The organism is Epilithonimonas pallida (genome assembly GCF_900182975.1).
GTDB classification, from domain to species: Bacteria; Bacteroidota; Bacteroidia; order Flavobacteriales; family Weeksellaceae; genus Epilithonimonas; species Epilithonimonas pallida.
The window spans coordinates 47558-61824 of the sequence record NZ_FXUO01000003.1 but is presented as its reverse complement, the minus strand read 5'-3'; the positions used below and the strand labels follow the sequence as shown (position 1 = coordinate 61824).

Annotated in this window: 19 protein-coding genes and 1 pseudogene; 13 read left to right on the top strand and 7 right to left on the bottom strand. The window is 39.8% G+C overall.

Annotated elements, in window-relative coordinates:
- The first annotated feature begins 255 nt into the window (after positions 1 to 255).
- The 11 genes and pseudogenes from QOL71_RS06390 (at position 256) to QOL71_RS06340 (ending at position 9100) form a co-directional block, all read left to right on the top strand.
- A complete protein-coding gene (locus tag QOL71_RS06390; RefSeq protein WP_283416132.1) occupies positions 256 to 2064 on the top strand; it encodes a reverse transcriptase/maturase family protein in 1809 nt (602 codons plus the stop codon).
- A gap of 115 nt (positions 2065 to 2179) precedes the next feature.
- Positions 2180 to 2770 (top strand): annotated as a pseudogene (locus QOL71_RS06385) (TraG family conjugative transposon ATPase); the annotation flags it as partial.
- 27 nt (positions 2771 to 2797) lie between these two features.
- Positions 2798 to 3430: a DUF4141 domain-containing protein gene (locus QOL71_RS06380; protein ID WP_283416131.1), complete on the top strand. Its 633-nt coding sequence runs from the start codon at positions 2798 to 2800 to the stop codon at positions 3428 to 3430.
- 2 nt (positions 3431 to 3432) lie between these two features.
- The gene (gene traJ / locus QOL71_RS06375; protein ID WP_283416130.1) at positions 3433 to 4428 is read left to right on the top strand and encodes a conjugative transposon protein TraJ; all 996 of its coding nucleotides are present in this window, start codon (positions 3433 to 3435) and stop codon (positions 4426 to 4428) included.
- 22 nt (positions 4429 to 4450) lie between these two features.
- On the top strand, positions 4451 to 5074 hold the full coding sequence (gene traK / locus QOL71_RS06370; RefSeq protein WP_078677409.1) for a conjugative transposon protein TraK: 624 nt from the start codon (positions 4451 to 4453) through the stop codon (positions 5072 to 5074).
- 10 nt (positions 5075 to 5084) lie between these two features.
- Positions 5085 to 5516, top strand: a complete 432-nt coding sequence (locus tag QOL71_RS06365; protein ID WP_283416129.1) for a hypothetical protein — start codon at positions 5085 to 5087, stop codon at positions 5514 to 5516.
- A gap of 20 nt (positions 5517 to 5536) precedes the next feature.
- Positions 5537 to 5824 (top strand): nitrogen regulatory IIA protein, encoded by a 288-nt coding sequence (locus tag QOL71_RS06360; RefSeq protein ID WP_283416128.1) that lies wholly within the window; start codon positions 5537 to 5539, stop codon positions 5822 to 5824.
- A complete protein-coding gene (gene traM, locus QOL71_RS06355) occupies positions 5811 to 7133 on the top strand; it encodes a conjugative transposon protein TraM (RefSeq protein ID WP_283416127.1) in 1323 nt (440 codons plus the stop codon). The genes QOL71_RS06360 and traM overlap by 14 nt, the downstream gene beginning before the upstream one ends.
- A gap of 24 nt (positions 7134 to 7157) precedes the next feature.
- Positions 7158 to 8051 carry a conjugative transposon protein TraN gene (traN, locus tag QOL71_RS06350; protein ID WP_283416126.1) on the top strand — a complete coding sequence of 298 codons (894 nt, stop codon included), beginning with the start codon at positions 7158 to 7160 and terminating at the stop codon, positions 8049 to 8051.
- Positions 8052 to 8078: 27 nt separating this feature from the next.
- On the top strand, positions 8079 to 8639 hold the full coding sequence (locus QOL71_RS06345; protein ID WP_283416125.1) for a conjugal transfer protein TraO: 561 nt from the start codon (positions 8079 to 8081) through the stop codon (positions 8637 to 8639).
- 11 nt (positions 8640 to 8650) lie between these two features.
- Positions 8651 to 9100 (top strand): DUF3872 domain-containing protein, encoded by a 450-nt coding sequence (locus QOL71_RS06340; protein WP_283416124.1) that lies wholly within the window; start codon positions 8651 to 8653, stop codon positions 9098 to 9100.
- Between the two features lie 105 nt (positions 9101 to 9205).
- On the opposite strand, the gene QOL71_RS06335 is transcribed toward QOL71_RS06340, so the two are convergent.
- The 4 genes from QOL71_RS06335 to QOL71_RS06320 form a co-directional block, all read right to left on the bottom strand.
- Positions 9206 to 9577, bottom strand: coding sequence for a DUF1801 domain-containing protein (locus tag QOL71_RS06335; protein ID WP_283416123.1), 372 nt, complete (start codon positions 9575 to 9577; stop codon positions 9206 to 9208).
- Between the two features lie 5 nt (positions 9578 to 9582).
- Positions 9583 to 10041 (bottom strand): GyrI-like domain-containing protein, encoded by a 459-nt coding sequence (locus QOL71_RS06330; RefSeq protein ID WP_283416122.1) that lies wholly within the window; start codon positions 10039 to 10041, stop codon positions 9583 to 9585.
- A 64-nt stretch (positions 10042 to 10105) separates the two neighbouring features.
- Complete coding sequence (locus QOL71_RS06325; protein WP_283416121.1) at positions 10106 to 10816, bottom strand: helix-turn-helix transcriptional regulator; 711 nt, start codon at positions 10814 to 10816, stop codon at positions 10106 to 10108.
- 135 nt (positions 10817 to 10951) lie between these two features.
- A complete protein-coding gene (locus QOL71_RS06320) occupies positions 10952 to 11395 on the bottom strand; it encodes a GNAT family N-acetyltransferase (RefSeq protein ID WP_283416120.1) in 444 nt (147 codons plus the stop codon).
- Between the two features lie 161 nt (positions 11396 to 11556).
- On the opposite strand from QOL71_RS06320, the gene QOL71_RS06315 reads away from it, so the two are divergent.
- Together QOL71_RS06315 and QOL71_RS06310 are read left to right on the top strand one after the other, a co-directional pair.
- Positions 11557 to 11868: a helix-turn-helix domain-containing protein gene (locus QOL71_RS06315; RefSeq protein WP_283416119.1), complete on the top strand. Its 312-nt coding sequence runs from the start codon at positions 11557 to 11559 to the stop codon at positions 11866 to 11868.
- Positions 11849 to 12142 carry a helix-turn-helix domain-containing protein gene (locus QOL71_RS06310; protein WP_130143413.1) on the top strand — a complete coding sequence of 98 codons (294 nt, stop codon included), beginning with the start codon at positions 11849 to 11851 and terminating at the stop codon, positions 12140 to 12142. The genes QOL71_RS06315 and QOL71_RS06310 overlap by 20 nt, the downstream gene beginning before the upstream one ends.
- Here QOL71_RS06310 and QOL71_RS06305 read toward each other — a convergent pair.
- The 3 genes from QOL71_RS06305 to QOL71_RS06295 all read right to left on the bottom strand — a co-directional run bounded on the left by QOL71_RS06305 (position 12139) and on the right by QOL71_RS06295 (position 14259).
- Positions 12139 to 12876, bottom strand: a complete 738-nt coding sequence (locus QOL71_RS06305) for a YoaK family protein (RefSeq protein ID WP_283416118.1) — start codon at positions 12874 to 12876, stop codon at positions 12139 to 12141. The two genes, QOL71_RS06310 and QOL71_RS06305, sit on opposite strands and share 4 nt — an antisense overlap.
- Positions 12877 to 13013: 137 nt before the next feature.
- Positions 13014 to 13748, bottom strand: coding sequence for a DUF2490 domain-containing protein (locus QOL71_RS06300; RefSeq protein WP_130143411.1), 735 nt, complete (start codon positions 13746 to 13748; stop codon positions 13014 to 13016).
- A 10-nt stretch (positions 13749 to 13758) separates the two neighbouring features.
- Entirely contained in the window at positions 13759 to 14259 is a 501-nt protein-coding gene (locus tag QOL71_RS06295; protein ID WP_283416117.1) for a DUF6691 family protein, read from the bottom strand.
- Positions 14260 to 14267 lie beyond the last annotated feature (8 nt).

Below are 14267 nucleotides of genomic sequence, written 5' to 3'. Positions count from 1 at the left end.
GTCACGGCGCAAGTGCAATATGCATTAAAGGACGGAAGTCATATCCGACAATCTGTAACGCCATTGTTGTTACGCAGCTAAACGTGGATTGCCTAAGTCGGAAAGCCACTGATGTGGCTATGGGGTGCAGACCCCTGAATATCCGATATGGCAACGGAGTCTCCGTAGTAGTCCGAGCAAGGGAAAGCCTTGTACATGGCGAAGGGAGACAGCTAATATTATTTAATACAATTAACGGAAAATGTGAGAGACATTATGAGAAATCCAGAAAGCGTATTAAACAGTCTGGCAGAGCACAGCAAACTTTTGGACTATAAGTACGAAAGGCTCTACCGCATTATGTTCAACGAAGAGATGTACTATGAGGCTTACCAACGCATCTACGCAAAGCCCGGCAACATGACCCAAGGGGCTGACGGACTGACCATAGACGAGATGAGCCTGAAACGCATCGACAAGTTAATGGCAGCTATCAGAAATGAAAGCTACCATCCCCGTCCATCAAGACGTACCTATATCCCGAAGAAAAATGGGAAAAGACGTCCGTTGGGCATACCGTCCTTTGATGATAAACTGGTGCAGGAAGTAATAAGGATGATACTTGAAGCCATTTATGAGGGAAGTTTTGAACATTCCTCACATGGTTTCAGACCGCACAGAAGCTGTCACACGGCAATGATGCAGATAAGCAAGTCCTTCAACGGAACCAAATGGTTCGTCGAAGGAGACATTCGGGGTTTCTTTGACAACATCGATCACGATGTTCTTATTGGAATACTGAAAGAGCGTATCGCCGATGAACGTTTCCTACGGCTCATCCGAAAATTTCTTAATGCAGGGTATGTCGAAGACTGGGTATTCCACAAGACCTACAGCGGTACACCGCAGGGAGGAATCGTCAGTCCGATACTGGCGAATATCTACCTCGACAAGCTGGACAAGTTTATGAAAGAATACATCAAGTCATTCGACAAAGGGGAAGAACGCAAAAGAAGCAGGTTGCGCCAAGAGTACGAGTACGAAAAGAGGATTGCCACGGCAATGCTAAAAGCCGAAGATGATGTAGCCGACAGAAAATTGCTCGGTAAACGCATCAGGGAAATTGATAGAAAAAGAGCCTTGGTTCCAAGTTGTGATGAAATGGATAAGGATTACAGAAAGCTGAAATACGTTAGGTACGCAGATGACTTTCTTATCGGAGTAATTGGAAGCCTTGAAGACTGCAAACAGATAAAACAAGATGCCGCACAGTTCCTGAACGACAAACTGAAACTGGTGCTGTCTGAAGAGAAAACACTGATCACTCATGCGGAAAAACCTGCAAAGTTCCTTTCGTTCGATGTAACCGTAAGAAAATCCAATCTGACCAAACGGAACGCCAGCGGAAAAATGGTCAGGGCTTACCACAAGAAAATCGTTATCAAAATACCTCGGGAAACCATCAGGAAGAAACTGCTTGATTATGAAGCGTTGGAGATAAAACTCCATAATGGTAAAGAGCAATGGAAGCCGAGACCGAGGACTGGACTGATATTCAACGATGACCTTGAAATCCTGAGCAAATACAACGCTGAACTTATAGGCTTCTACAATTATTATTCGATTGCCTTGAACAGCGGAACTATCAACAATATGCGCTACATCATGGAATACAGTATGTACAAAACCTTTGCTGCGAAGTACAGGACAACTGTACCCAACATCTGTAGAAAGTACATGAAACACGGCGTGTTTACTGTCACCTACACGAACAAGAAACGTGAAGTGAGGTTCAGGACTTTTTATAAAGATGGATTCGGACGGAAGATTGAAGCCAAGGAGGCTTTCTTTGACAAACTTCCCAACTACTTCTACGCCAAGATGCGGACGAGCCTTATCGACAGGCTGAAAGCACGGAGCTGTGAACTGTGTGGGGAGACAAGCGAACTTGAAATGCACCATGTGAGAAAACTAAAGGACATCCAAAAGGGAAAAGCCCCCTGGGAAATCCACATGATGGCAAGGAAACGTAAAACTATGGCATTGTGCCATAAATGTCATATGAAAGTCCATCATGGAAGCTAGACTGAAAATATTAGTGGAGAGCCGTATACGCGGGAACGTGTACGTACGGTTCGGGGGCGAGTATTCGGAAACCTACCGTAGCAATACGATAAGGCGCTGGGTGCTTAGCCTACATCATAAAATCCTCTTTCCCATCGTGACCATCATCATTATGGAGGTCTTTATCAACAAGATGCGAAGGCTGAAAGGTATCCGAAAGCTGATACTAATCGAAGAAGCCTGGAAAGCCATTGCGAAAGAAGGTATGGCAGAATACATAAAGTATTTGTTTAAAACGGTTAGGAAGTTTTTTGGCGAAGCAATCGTCGTTACGCAGGAAGTGGATGATATTATTCAGTCGCCCATTGTCAAGGAAAGTATCATCAATAACTCCGATTGTAAAATCCTATTAGATCAACGCAAGTATATGAACAAGTTTGATGATATACAGGCAATGTTAGGATTGACGGACAAAGAAAAAGGACAGGTACTTTCTATCAATATGAACAACGATCCGTCACGGCTTTACAAAGAAGTTTGGATTGGATTAGGTGGAACGCATTCGGCAGTCTATGCCACAGAAGTTAGTTTGGAGGAGTATCTCGCATACACCACGGAAGAAACTGAAAAAATGGAAGTGATGCAACTCGCATCGGAACTCGACGGTAACGTCGAACTCGCCATCAAGCATATCGCTATGCAAAGGCGTGATCAAGTAAATCAATAATTATTAATCATTTAAAATTTAGAAACAATGAAAAAAGTAATGTTACTGGTGTGTACGGCACTAATGCTTGCCGTAGCACCCTGTGCAAAAGCACAGTTTATAGTTGCCGATCCGGCAAACCTGGCATCAGGTATTCTCAACTCTGCAAATGAAATCATACAGACTTCCTCTACGGTAAGTAATGTGGTGAAGAATTTCAAGGAGGTCGAAAAGGTCTATAAGCAGGGTAAAGAGTATTACGACAAGCTGAAAGCCGTAAACAATCTCGTAAAAGATGCAAGAAAGGTGCAGCAAACGGTACTCTTGGTAGGTGATGTGTCCGAAATGTATGTACAGAATTTCGGAAAAATGATGAATGACCCAAATTTCACACCGCAGGAATTGGTCGCTATCGGCAACGGCTATTCGGCACTGCTCAAAGAAAGTACCGAATTGCTGAAAGAATTGAAGCAGATCGTTTCCTCGTCCAGCCTTTCACTGAATGACAAAGAGCGTATGGATATTATTGATCGTGTGTACAAAGAAGTAAAGGAATACCACAGCCTTGTACGCTATTACACCAACAAAAACATATCTGTAAGCTATTTAAGAGCGAAAAAGAAAGACGATGCCAAAAGAGTGCTTGACCTCTATGGAACTGCTAATCAAAAATATTGGTAAAGATGGAATGGAATAATCTTCACGAAGTCCTCCGTTCACTGTATGATGATATGATGCCGCTTGCCGGCGATATGGCGGCAGTAGCTAAAGGTTTGGCCGGATTGGGTGCATTGTTCTATGTAGCATTAAAGGTTTGGCAGGCTTTAAGCCGTGCCGAACCTATTGATGTGTTTCCGTTGCTCCGCCCGTTTGCATTAGGTCTGTGCATTATGTTCTTTCCAACCATCGTGTTGGGAACCATCAATGCGGTGTTAAGTCCGGTGGTTACAGGAACACACGCCATACTTGAAGACCAGGTACTCGACCTCAATAAACTGCAACAGCAGAAAGACCAATTGGAATACGAAGCAATGGTCAGAAATCCCGAAACTGCCTATATGGTATCGGACGAAGAGTTCGATAAGAAGCTGGACGAATTGGGATGGTCACCCTCCGATATTGGAACAATGGCAGGAATGTATATGGACAGGACAGGCTATCAGATAGAAAAAGCCATAAAGGACTGGTTTCGTAATCTGCTGGAAATACTGTTTCAGGCGGCAGCTCTGGTCATTGATACCATACGGACATTTTTTCTGATTGTCCTCTCCATACTCGGACCAATAGCCTTTGCCATTTCTGTGTGGGATGGGTTTCAGTCCACGCTCACGCAATGGCTCACACGCTACATCAGTGTTTACCTCTGGCTACCTGTTTCAGACCTGTTCAGCTCAATGCTGGCAAGAATACAATCGCTTATACTGGAAAGGGATATTGAAATGCTGACAGATCCGACATACATACCTGATACCTCAAATACGGTGTACATCATTTTTATGATCATCGGGATTATCGGCTATTTCACCATTCCGACGGTAACAGGCTGGGTTATCCAGGCAGGCGGAGCAGGAAACTTTACACGAAATGTAAACCAAACAGCGATGAAAACCGGAAATATTGCCGGAGCCGGGGCCGGTTCAGCCGCAGGGAATATTGGTGGCAAGCTAATGGGAAAATAACAACAATCAAATCATAAAAAAAATGGAATTTAAAACACTGAGAAATATTGAAAACAGCTTCAGACAGATCAGGCTATATGCCATCGTGTTTGCTGTTCTCTGCATTGGCGTGGTAGGATATGCCGTATGGCAGTCCTATCGCTTTGCAGAAGAACAACGCCAGAAAGTCTATGTATTGGACAATGGAAAATCACTGATGCTTGCCTTGTCGCAAGATGCCAGCATTAACCGCCCTGTGGAGGCAAGAGAACACGTAAGGCGGTTTCACGAACTGTTCTTTACGCTTGCTCCCGATAAGAATGCCATCGAAAGCAATATGAAACGGGCGTTTAACCTTGCCGACAAAAGTGCCTTTGATTACTACAAAGATCTTTCTGAAAAAGGTTATTATAACCGTATTATATCGGGTAATGTACAGCAACGCATCGAAGTAGATAGTGTCGTGTGCAACTTCGACACCCATCCTTATGCTGTACGAACCTATGCCAAACAATTCATCATCCGTTCAAGCAACGTAACCCGGCGTAACCTGATTACTACCTGCTATCTCGTGAATTCTGTTCGCTCAGACAATAACCCGCAGGGTTTCAACATCGAAAAGTTTGCCGTGGTGGAGAACAGGGACATTGAAGTCATCGAACGCTAAAATTTGGGATATGAAGCAATTACTTGAATTAGACACGTTCGCAAAAACCCTTACAGATAAAGGGTATGACGGCTATTTTCAGACAGAAGCAGCTTATGCAGACAAAATAAAAGACAGCATCAGTAGGTTTTTGGAGGCTTGTAACAGCGGAATGGACAAACCGATACTGCCTAATATTATGATGCTGAAAACCTACCTGCAATGGAATGGCGACGATAAGCCAAAAGTTGAATGCAATATGTGGGTAAAATACGAAGATGGTCTTTTCGATGTCAAGAAAATGAATATTGAAAGAATAGATCAGTACGGGCAATTATTGAAGCAATCGAAATTAACAGACCTCACTACAAATTCGGTTCCAACAAGGAAAGAAGCCATTGCACAAGTGACTGAAAAACCGAAAGAACAGTTGTCTGCCCGCAAAAGAGGGTTTAGGATGTGATAACACATAATCATTAAAGTATGAAAAAATTAAGAGCAAATATGGACAGGTACTTTGACCAATTGGACGAACGCTGGCGGGCATTGCCTGTACGTAAACAGCATAGGTACACACTATACCTGTTTGTCGGTTATCTACTACTCACCGCAATGGTTATCGCCAAAGTATGGTACGATGCAGAAAATTCCGATAACAGTATGGTAATCGAGCATATTGAAAACCCTGTCCTCCAAAAGAAAGAACATCCTGCACCCTTGCAGGATACATTAACAACAATCTTTAAAAATAAGTTTTATGAAAGAAAATGAGAACAAAAAAACGGTTGTCCGGGTAACAGAAGGAAGCCCGGTAGCAACCGCTGATATGCTGCAAGACAGCACACAGAACAAAGCCCAAAAGCTCAAAAAACCACTCATATTCGGTTTGATGGGAATTGTATTCGTAGGCTGTATGTACCTGATATTTAAACCGTCTTCAGATAAAAAGGAAATCGAAAATATCGGGCTGAACGATGCCGTACCGCAGGCTACAGAAGCAGGGTTGCAGGCAGATAAGCAAAAAGCGTATGAGCAGGAAATGCTCGAACAGAAAAATCAGGAAAAACGCAACGCCCTGACAACTCTATCAGATTACTGGAACACAGACAGCTCGCAGAATTTAGAAGAAAAAATGCCTGAAGAGGATGAAAGTTACAATTCAGTAAGATCAGGCAATACGGCACTGAACAGCTACCGAAATGCACAAAGCACATTGGGAGGGTTTTATCAGGATGACAATACCGAAACAATGGAACTCCGCAGACAATTAGATGAGCTGAAAGAGCAATTGGCGGACAAAGGTGTACCAAAGCCTGTTACCGTAGATGACCAATTGGCATTGATGGAGAAATCCTACCAGATGGCGGCAAAATATCTGCCGGCAAATACAAATTCAGCTGAAACTTCACCTTCTAATGGTGCAGGGGTTGCTCCGGCTCAATCGGCTTCGACACAAAAGGAGCATTTTGTAGCATTCACTTCCGCAAGAAAGAATACGGTTTCTGCCTTGTACCGTGAACCTTCAGACAGTACATTCTTAGCCGACTGGAGCCAAACCCGTAACAGGGGGTTTTATACCGCAGGTTCTAAGCAGCAGGTGGTGCAACCGAAAAACAGTATCAGAGCCTGTGTTCACGAAGCACAGACCATTGTCGGTGAAAGTGGTGTACGACTGCGTTTATTGGAGCCGGCACAAACTCCAAGCCGTACCATTCCGCAGGGAACAGTTCTAACGGCAATCGGTAAGTATCAAGGGGGACGTTTACAACTAAAAGTAACCTCGATTGAATTGGAGGGCAATATCATTCCGATAGATATAACCATTTATGATCTGGACGGACAGCAAGGCTTGTACGTTCCGTATTCTCCCGAAATGAATGCCCTTACGGAAATGGCGGGTAATATGAGCCAGACTTCGGGAACAAGCATAATGCTTACACAGAATGCCGGACAGCAGGTTGCCGCAGATTTAAGCCGTGGCGTAGTACAGGGTATTTCAGGCTACTTCGCCAAAAAAGTAAGAACACCAAAAGTTACACTGAAAGCAGGACATCAGGTCTTTTTGGTATCAAAAAAATAATGTTGAACTCAAATATTTTAAACAATGAAAAATCATTTAAAAACCTTTTGGGCATTTGCCCTGATACTCGGCTTTACCGTACAGTCTTACGCACAGGAAAATGCCAGAACTCCGCTTGCATTAGGCAAGATAGAGCCTTACAAAATGGAAGTAACCTATGATAAAACTTCGCACCTGATTTTCCCGACGGCTATCCGTTATGTGGATTTGGGAAGCGAATACCTGATAGCTGGAAAAGCTGAAGATGCGGAGAATGTTTTACGGGTAAAAGCATCCGTGAAGGATTTTGAAGCAGAAACCAATTTTTCTGTTATCACCAATGACGGTCGCTTTTACAGTTTCAATGTGTATTACAGTTCCTATCCCGAAGCTTTGAGCTATGATCTTTTGACAATGCAGAAAGCAGTAGATAAATCCAACGGAAACGATGTGCTTTTTGAAGAATTGGGTAACAACTCACCGTCATTGGCTGGCTTGCTGTTGGAAACCATTTACAAGAAAGACAAACGCATTGTAAAGCATATCGGGGCTAAGAGTTTTGGCATTCAGTTCATCCTGAAGGGAATTTACATACACAACGGTAAATACTATTTCCATACGGAATTGAGAAACCGTACCAATGTACCTTTCCAGATTGATTTTGTGAATTTCAAAGTGGTGGATAAAAAAGTAGCAAAACGTACCGTAGTACAGGAAAGACCGATGATACCGCTTCGTACTTATAAACCACTTACGGAAATCTACGGACAAACTACTGAGCAAAACGTATTCCTTTTAGACCAGTTTACCATTGCCGATGACAAGGTATTGTTGATTGAAATCTTTGAGAAGAACGGTGGCAGACATCAGGTACTTCAGGTGGAAAACTCGGATTTGATTAAGGCTCGTTTGATTAACGATATGCACCTGAAATTTTAATAACCTTTTAAAACAAGAACAATAAAAATGAAAAAGTATATCTATACCGTGATGCTTGTTGTGATAGGTATCACGACCAGCCAGGCACAAAGGATGTTGCCTAAACAAAAAGGATTGGAAGTAAATATTGGTGTATTATCCGATGATAAAATAGGTAATGATTATTACATCAATATCGGGATGACAGTAAACGGTAAGAATGGGAACTATCAGCTTTGGGCATTGGAATACACGCATCAATATCACAACTATAAAGACGTAAAAATTCCGCAGGAAACATATACTGCCGAAGGCGGTTACAGTTTCTTCCTGTTGGGAGATGCCCGTAAGAATATCACGTTAAACTTCGGAATAACAGGCGTGGTCGGTTATGAAAACATCAATCGTAGCGAAACGATGTTGTATGACGGATCGAAAATACTGAGTGAAGACAACTTTATCTACGGAGCTGGCGGAAGGCTCACTTTTGAAACCTATCTATCAGACCGTTTTGTATTAGTCCTGCAAGGGCGTACAAAGGTAGTATGGGGTACGGATCTGGAACAGTTTCGTCCGTCCGCAGGTGTGGGATTAAGGTTTAACTTTTAAAATTTGAAACGATGATAGCAATATTTAATAAATTCAGAATAGGAATGTTGCCAATATACCTAATGCTAGCAATCCTGACAGGTTCTATTTCGCTGGTATCTTGTAGCAAAGATGATGAACTCGAAATACAGAACGATTTTCTTTTCGAGGTAAACGTGATGCCAGTTCCCAAAGATGTAGCCAATGGGCAGACGGTAGAAATACGCATTACCATACAGCGTACAGGCAATTACAGCAACACGCAGTATTTTCTCCGTTACTTTCAGTTTGACGGACAGGGAACGTTGCAATACTACGATGAACCGCCATACCTGCCGAATGATTTGTACCCGTTACCGACAGAGCAGTTTCGATTGTACTATACGTCAACATCTGCCGTATCACAATCCTTTGATGTTTGGATTTCGGACAACTTCGGGAATGAAAAGCAATTGAGCTTTGAGTTTAATAGTAGCGATTAATATTACTTATATAAAAGCAAAACCGACTGTTACAGGTCGGTTTTTTGCTTTCTGACAAAGTGTTCTTCTGTTCAAATTAAATAATTAGGTCAGCTTTTCTATTGGTCAATCTTTTAATTTTATTATGCCTGTTCTATATAAGTCCAATGCTTTTTGTAAAATGCCCTCAATTGTTCTTATGGGTAAATCTTTATTAGGATTAACTCTAAAAATTTTCATTCGGGAACGATTACCTTCTTCCAATTCGGGATGACTAAGATATTTTCCTTCAACCATCAAAATATAGGGTTCTTCAGTCTTTTTATCTATCCACAAATAGCAAAACATTTTTTTCTTATAGCAGAAGCAAGGCATTCCCCATTTCCTGGTTTCATCAATAGCTGTATCCTGATTAAGAATAATGTCCCTTAACGCAAGTAAGCAACTCTTGTTGGGTTCTTCTTTATCCAAGTAAAAACTGTGAAGCTTTTCAACCATTTTATTTATTTTATTGCAATTAAAATATCTATCTCTGCATCTGCTGGGTTTTGTGCTTTCTCACCAAATACTTCAAAGTCTTCCGTGAACAGTCTATTTAGATCCATTTCCCAAATTTCAAACCATTTATTTATGACTAAGTCTTTCATTAAATCTCCTTTGGTTGAGAATTTAACATAGTTTCCACCCTTAATTGATTTACCTACCATTCCGACAGGAATAGTGTCTAAATTTTTCACTTTGCAACCCAGTATGGTCGTATAAGGCTTAGTATGGTCACTTTCATAATCCGTATAAATGGAATATATAGTATTGTCAATTTTGTTCGGAATTGCTTCCAGAACTTTATCATTTATAAATCTACCCCACAAATCCCCAATATCTTTTGCGACCTGATTGTTTTTATTTGTGGTTCTTACTGAAATACCGATTACTTTAAAAGACTCAATAGTTAATTTTTCCATTTCTTGAAATATTTTAGTTCAACCACAAAAATAAAATGGGGTTGCGACAACCTTATGTCAAGGGTCACGAAGAATATTTTTTCTTACAGATATCAAAATATTCCTGCAAGGTCATTTTATGTGATTCAAACTGTTCGTTGAGTGTTGTAAGGTGTTGAATTCTATCAAGTCGAAATGCTCTGAAATCATTTCGCAACAAGCAAAAAGCAATAAGTATCCAGTTGTCTTGTGTACTATAAATAGCAAAAGGCTCAATGGTTCTTTCCGTTGTTTGATTTGTATCCGGTGAATGATATTTAATCTTTACAAGATTGAAATTTGTTAAGGCCAATTGTAAGGTCGATAGAAAATTGCTTGTTCGGTTAACGCCTGTATTTTGCCTGCATACAACTCGGTCGGAGAGCAAGTTTGCTTTGTCTTTGGTATTGGTACGTAAAACGGATTTGATCTTATTGATGGCTTCCGAATAATCTTTTACAAATGAAGCATCTTTGTTTTTATTTATAAGCTTTTGGGCAGTTATTAACGCATTGGCTTCGCTTTCGGTAAACATTACGGGCGGAATTCTGTAACCTTCCATCAAGGTATAGCCTTTTCCTTCCTCTGTCAGAATAGGAACTCCAGCTTGTTCCAATGCTTTTATATCTCTATAGATAGTTCTGGTGCTAACCGAAAATTTTTCAGCTAGTTGTTTAGCTGTAATTAGTCGCTTTGTCTGTAATTGGGTTAGAATTGCAGTCAGTCTGGAAAGTCGCTTTGTATCGTTATCATTCATTGGAACTATTATTAGTTCTTTTTGGCAGGTTGTATGCTTCGTAAACAAGTATTTTCTGCTACTAAATTTCTTGCGGAAAGCAAACGTCTATGTACTACATAATTCATAATCTTGCACAATGGGTATTAACAGTAGTTAATTTTTTAATACCATATGTAAAGTGGGATATGGTTTTCCCGATGAATCCAATTCCGAACGACTTTTTGTTTCAAACCCATATTTTTTATAAAAACCTACTGCTTGTTCGTTTTGTTCATTCACATCCACTTTTTTTACATTCATTTTTTCAATTGAATAATTCAATAATGTTTTTCCAATTTGTTTACCTCTATAGTCTGGATGAATGAATAACATTTCCAAATTTTGATCAGCTACTCCAAGAAAACCAGTTATTTTGTTTTCCTCATTTTTTATACACTTCAATTCAACAGCATTTAGATATATATTTAAAATAAGTGGTTTAAAATATTGAATGTCCTCTTCTTTCAAAAAGTGATGTGTTGCACGAACAGATGCTTCCCAAATATCGACCACTTCCTTGTATTCTGTTTTTTTAATATTGTCTATTTTGTATTTCATATTATCTTAATTACAGCTAACACGCAAATTTACAAAATAAATTCCTTCGGAATTACTGCTATAAAGCCAAACACTTCCTTTCAAAGCCAATCAATACCACATTTCCTAACCCATTATAAAGCCTTTATAAATTAGACTTCCACAGAAAAATTGAGCAGACTATGGAAGTTATCGCAATACAGAAATCCGCATTGGACGGAATGACAAATGAGCTGAAGACACTTTTGGAACTAACTGAAAGTACCACCCGAAAATTTACGCCTATTTTCAAAGAAGAGAAATGGCTCGACAACCAGGAAGTGTGTCTGATGATGAACATTACTAAACGGACTTTACAGACCTATAAGGACAAAGGCCTATTGCCTTATTCCAAGCTGAACCGCAAGAATTATTACAAACGCTCGGACGTAAAGGCTTTGCTTGAAGCCGGACAACCGTATAATATCAAAGACAATGGATTTACTGACGAATGAAGCCGAAGAAATCATCGAACAACAGGAGATGATAATTCGGTTGCGAAACCGTATCGAAGAAATACTGAAAAATTACCGCCCTGTAATGAACGGAGAAATATACCTGTCGGGCGAAGATGTGTGCAAGCTGCTGCACATCAGCAAACGGACTTTACAGCAATACCGTAATGACAATATCCTGCCGTATATACAAATAGGGGGTAAGATTATTTATAAGCAATCGGATCTAGCAAGGATACTAGAAGACAATTATAGCGGAACAAAAAGCTGTTAGTGAGGATTTCTCAATTTTCTTTTCAGATAATAATACCGAAATAGTATACGGTCATACCACAGAGCGAAAAATAGTAATCCTACTGGAAATAAAAGGGTTCGTAATTCAAAATACGCATAAGTAAAACCGCCTATAATACATCCCAAAAAGAAACAGCAAATAATCGCCAGCTTTAAGAAGATACTTTTATTCAATTGTATCCGTGCTGGGCGGTCTTTATAAAAGAACAGTTGTGACAGTTCTATTCCCAGGTCAGTGAACAAACCTGTTAGATGTGTTGTTCTTACCACCGATTGGGATACCCTCGTTACTAATGCGTTTTGTAATCCCATAGCGAAAAGCAGAACAGATGATAAAATCATTGAAAATCCGGAATATTCTTTCGGCACTAAAAATGTTGAAATGGTAATTGCCGAGAATATTGATATTTCAATAAATATGGGTATAACATATGAGGTTTGTGGCTTGTACTTGGAAACCCATTCCATAACAAGACTTGAAATAAATGCCCCTAACAGAAAAAATAAAATATAAAACAGATAGGCAAAAGCCATTCTATAATTTTTTAAAACAAGTTCCTCAGAAAAAAAAGCAAAATGTCCTGTTACATTAGTTGTTAATGTATGCAGTTCTAAAACCCCCGTTATGTTAACTACACCCGCTACGCCAGATAATATTGAAGCTAATTTGAGGTTATGTGTATAAGTTCGACCTTTGCCTTTATGTCTGAACATGAATGGATTTCTTTTATTACAAATTTACAAAACTGTTTTCCTAATTGATCAGTAATTGTATTTAAAGATACATCTCTTTCACAAAATAAATTTATAATGAAAATGATTTTCTGACAATCTTGAAGTAGAACTACATATCAGTTTAATGTTTTTATTTTCTTTTTTAATTGATAGCTTAGATTTAAAAAAGTATTGTTTTCGTAGAGTTTAGCTGTGGTAGTTAGTGGCTGTCGTACTATATAAATATAACCAATATCGAATTTCAGATTTGGAAAAACGTGATACTCCACGTTAAATCCGATTCTATTGTGATCAAAAAAATGTGCTTTCGATGTACCTGTAACGTTTACAAAAAATTCATCATAGACCGTAAGTTTAATTTGTTCTGTAAAATCATAACGAACACCCAAACGATTTCTGAAACGGCTGATGTCTGATTGGGTATTATTGAAAATACGATACTCAACTGCACTCCTGTCTACGATGTACCATTTTTCAAATAGCTTGTGTTGCCACTCTGCTGCTACCGAAAAACGTATTTCATTACTGGGCTTTGCCGTTTCATCCGATTGGTGTTGAATAACCCTATAATGGGAAAAATATGAAAATGGTGAAACAGAGAACTTTAAATCCGAATTGTGCTGATAATGCAGCCAATTTCTTAGTGTAAACATCAGGTTCCGATCAAACATATTTTCATTTTCAAAACCATTCTGCCGCCTGTGCTGAAATTCTGCATCCGTTTTAATTTTTGAACTGATAGGAACGCTTAATGTACTGCGAAACCAAGCATTATAATGGCTTTGTGCCTGTACATTTTGGACAATAGAAATCCATATTGCTGTAAAAAGCAATACTTTTAATCGTAACATACAGTTTGATTTAGTGAGGTAGCTTCTCTCTCAAAAATCCGTAAACCCAGGTACCTGCAATAGCACTCAAAAGTGTAACGGCAATAACGGTTGCACCTGTACCAATCTGTGCAAACAACGGACCGGGACAAGCTCCTGTAACCGCCCAGCCCAATCCGAATATCAAGCCGCCATAAATCTGTCCTTTGTTAAATTTCTTTGGATGAAATGCTATCTTTTCGCCATAAACAGTTTTGATGTCGAATTTCTTGATCAGAAAGACGGAAATCATTCCTACTACTAAGGCACTTCCTATAATTCCGTACATGTGGAACGACTGCAGCCGAAACATTTCCTGTATGCGAAACCAACTCACTACTTCGGCTTTTACAAATACAACTCCGAATAATATACCTACAATCAGGTATTTTAAATTGTGATACCATTTGTGTTCTAAACGGCTTTCGTTTACACACATAGTGTCCAACTCTCGAAGCTGTAAATCTTTTTCTGTATCTATATTTTGTTGCATTTCTATTT